This is a genomic window from Nesterenkonia haasae (assembly GCF_010119385.1).
GTDB classification, from domain to species: Bacteria; Actinomycetota; Actinomycetes; order Actinomycetales; family Micrococcaceae; genus Nesterenkonia; species Nesterenkonia haasae.
In genome coordinates this window covers 1-3333 of the sequence record NZ_VFIE01000039.1, presented here as the reverse complement: position 1 = coordinate 3333, position 3333 = coordinate 1, and the positions used below count along the sequence as shown (strand labels likewise).

Genomic DNA, 3333 nt, shown 5'->3' with positions numbered 1-3333 from the left:
GGGGGTGGGTAAACCTATTTTGTGGTTACAACCAAACGTGCGTATTCAATTAACTAGTGGACATACGTTGTTGTTTCAGAACCGCATAGTGGACGCGTAGCACCAGAACACACCCCTGAAGCAGGGTAGCGTTCTTCCTTTGTCTGAGCCCCACCACTCATAACGAGATAGTGGGGTGGTGTGTAAGTGATCGGCTTATTAGTACCAGTCAACTGCACACATTACTGTGCTTCCATTTCTGGCCTATCAACCCAGTAATCTCCTGGGAGCCTTCACACCTCAAAGGGTGATGGAGATCTTATCTTGAAGCCGGCTTCCCACTTAGATGCTTTCAGCGGTTATCCATCCCGAACGTAGCTAATCAGCGGTGCCCTTGGCAGGACAACTGACACACCAGAGGTTCGTCCGTCCCGGTCCTCTCGTACTAAGGACAGACCTTCTCAAATCTCCTGCGCGCGCAGCGGATAGGGACCGAACTGTCTCACGACGTTCTAAACCCAGCTCGCGTACCGCTTTAATGGGCGAACAGCCCAACCCTTGGGACCAACTCCAGCCCCAGGATGCGACGAGCCGACATCGAGGTGCCAAACCATGCCGTCGATATGGACTCTTGGGCAGGATCAGCCTGTTATCCCCGAGGTACCTTTTATCCGTTGAGCGACGGCCCTTCCATACGGTGCCGCCGGATCACTAGTCCCAACTTTCGTTCCTGCTCGAGATGCCTCTCTCACAGTCAAGCTCCCTTGTGCACTTACACTCAACACCTGATTGCCAACCAGGCTGAGGGAACCTTTGGGCGCCTCCGTTACTCTTTAGGAGGCAACCGCCCCAGTTAAACTACCCACCAGGCACTGTCCCTGGACCCGATCAGGGCCCGAAGTTAGATGCCTAACAACACCAGAGTGGTATTTCAACGATGACTCCACCCCAACTAGCGTTGAGGCTTCAACGTCTCCCACCTATCCTACACAAGTGATGTCAAACACCAATACCAAGCTATAGTAAAGGTCTCGGGGTCTTTCCGTCCTGCTGCGCGTAACGAGCATCTTTACTCGTAGTGCAATTTCGCCGAGTTCACGGTTGAGACAGCGGGGAAGTCGTTACTCCATTCGTGCAGGTCGGAACTTACCCGACAAGGAATTTCGCTACCTTAGGATGGTTATAGTTACCACCGCCGTTTACCGGGGCTTAAATTCTCCGCTTCGGGCCAAAGCCCTAACAGGTCCTCTTAACCTTCCGGCACCGGGCAGGAGTCAGTCCGTATACATCGTCTTACGACTTCGCACGGACCTGTGTTTTTAGTAAACAGTCGCTTCCCCCTGGTCTCTGCGACCACCACCAGCTCACAGTCGAAAAGACCGCTCACCAGGGTGGTCCCCCTTCTCCCGAAGTTACGGGGGCATTTTGCCGAGTTCCTTAACCGTGATTCTCTCGATCGCCTTAGTATTCTCTACCTGACTACCTGTGTCGGTTTAGGGTACGGGCGGCTAAAACCTCGCGTCGATGCTTTTCTTGGCAGCATAGGATCACCGGATCCCCACCCAAAGGTGGGGCCCATCAAGTCTCAGGCACACAGACCACGGATTTACCTATGGTCAGCCCTACATTCTTAGACCCAGACAACCATCGCTGGGCCCGGCTACCTTCCTGCGTCACACCTGTTAATACGCTCGCTAGACCACATCAGGTCCCACGCTAATAATCCACCGTGAGCCCGAAGGCCCATCAGTGAAAGTTCGGGTGGTTAGTATCAGTAGTTTCGCGTGGGCGGTTCTTCGCCGGTACGGGAATATCAACCCGTTATCCATCGACTACGCCTGTCGGCCTCGCCTTAGGCCCCGACTAACCCAGGGCAGATTAGCTTGACCCTGGAACCCTTAGTCATTCGGCGGACACGTTTCTCACGTGTCTTTCGCTACTCATGCCTGCATTCTCACTCCAACACACTCCACAACAGGCTTACGCCGCTGCTTCACCGCAGTGTTGGACGCTCCCCTACCCATCCAGTCCTCAAAGAACTAAATGCCACAGTTTCGGCGGTGTGCTTGAGCCCCGCTACATTGTCGGCGCGGAATCACTTGACCAGTGAGCTATTACGCACTCTTTCAAGGGTGGCTGCTTCTAAGCCAACCTCCTGGTTGTCTAAGCAACTCCACATCCTTTCCCACTTAGCACACGCTTAGGGGCCTTAACTGGTGGTCTGGGCTGTTTCCCTCTCGACGATGAAGCTTATCCCCCACCGTCTCACTGCTGAGCTCTCACATCACTGGCATTCGGAGTTTAGTTGACGTCAGTAACCTTGTAGGGCCCATCAGCCATCCAGTAGCTCTACCTCCAGGATGAAACACTCAACGCTGCACCTAAATGCATTTCGGGGAGAACCAGCTATCACAGAGTTTGATTGGCCTTTCACCCCTACCCACAGCTCATCCCCCCAGTTTTCAACCTAGGTGGGTTCGGGCCTCCACGTGCTCTTACACACGCTTCACCCTGGCCATGGGTAGATCACTCCGCTTCGGGTCTAGACCCAGCAACTAAAACGCCCTATTCAGACTCGCTTTCGCTACGGCTGCCCCACACGGGTTAACCTCGCTACTGAGCACTAACTCGCAGGCTCATTCTTCAAAAGGCACGCCATCACCAGCCAAAAGACCAGCTCTGACGGATTGTAGGCACATGGTTTCAGGTACTATTTCACTCCCCTCCCGGGGTACTTTTCACCATTCCCTCACGGTACTGATTCACTATCGGTCAACAGGGAGTATTCAGGCTTACCAGATGGTCCTGGCAGATTCACACACGATTCCTCGAGCCGCGTGCTACTCGAGAACACACCACAGGCCGGCCGTACGCATTACAACTACGGGACTCACACCCTCTACGGTGACCGTCTCAACAGTCTTCGCTTATACGCCGACACCTCAACCCAGAAGATCGGTGGACCTTCTACGGGTGGTCTCACAACCCCAGCAACGCAACCCCCACCGGGTATCACACGCTACTGGTTTAGCCCCATACGCTTTCGCTCGCCACTACTCACGCAATCACTGTTGTTTTCTCTTCCTGTCGGTACTGAGATGTTTCACTTCCCGACGTTCCTCCCACCACGCCTATACATTCAGCGCGGGGTGACACACCACTACAGCATGCCGGGTTTCCCCATTCGGACATCCTGGCCTCAACGCTCGGTTATCAGCTCCACCAGGCTTATCGCAGATTCCCACGTCCTTCATCAGCTCCTGTTGCCAAGGCATCCACCATGCGCCCTTAAACACTTACGACACACAAAAATACACAGACAAATAAAAAAGATGCTCGCGTCCACTATGCAGT

1 rRNA gene is annotated in these 3333 nt (G+C 54.0%); it reads right to left on the bottom strand.

Going from position 1 to position 3333, the window contains the following annotated elements:
• Positions 1 to 178: 178 nt before the first annotated feature.
• Positions 179 to 3281 (bottom strand): 23S ribosomal RNA (locus tag FH975_RS16170).
• Positions 3282 to 3333: the final 52 nt, after the last annotated feature.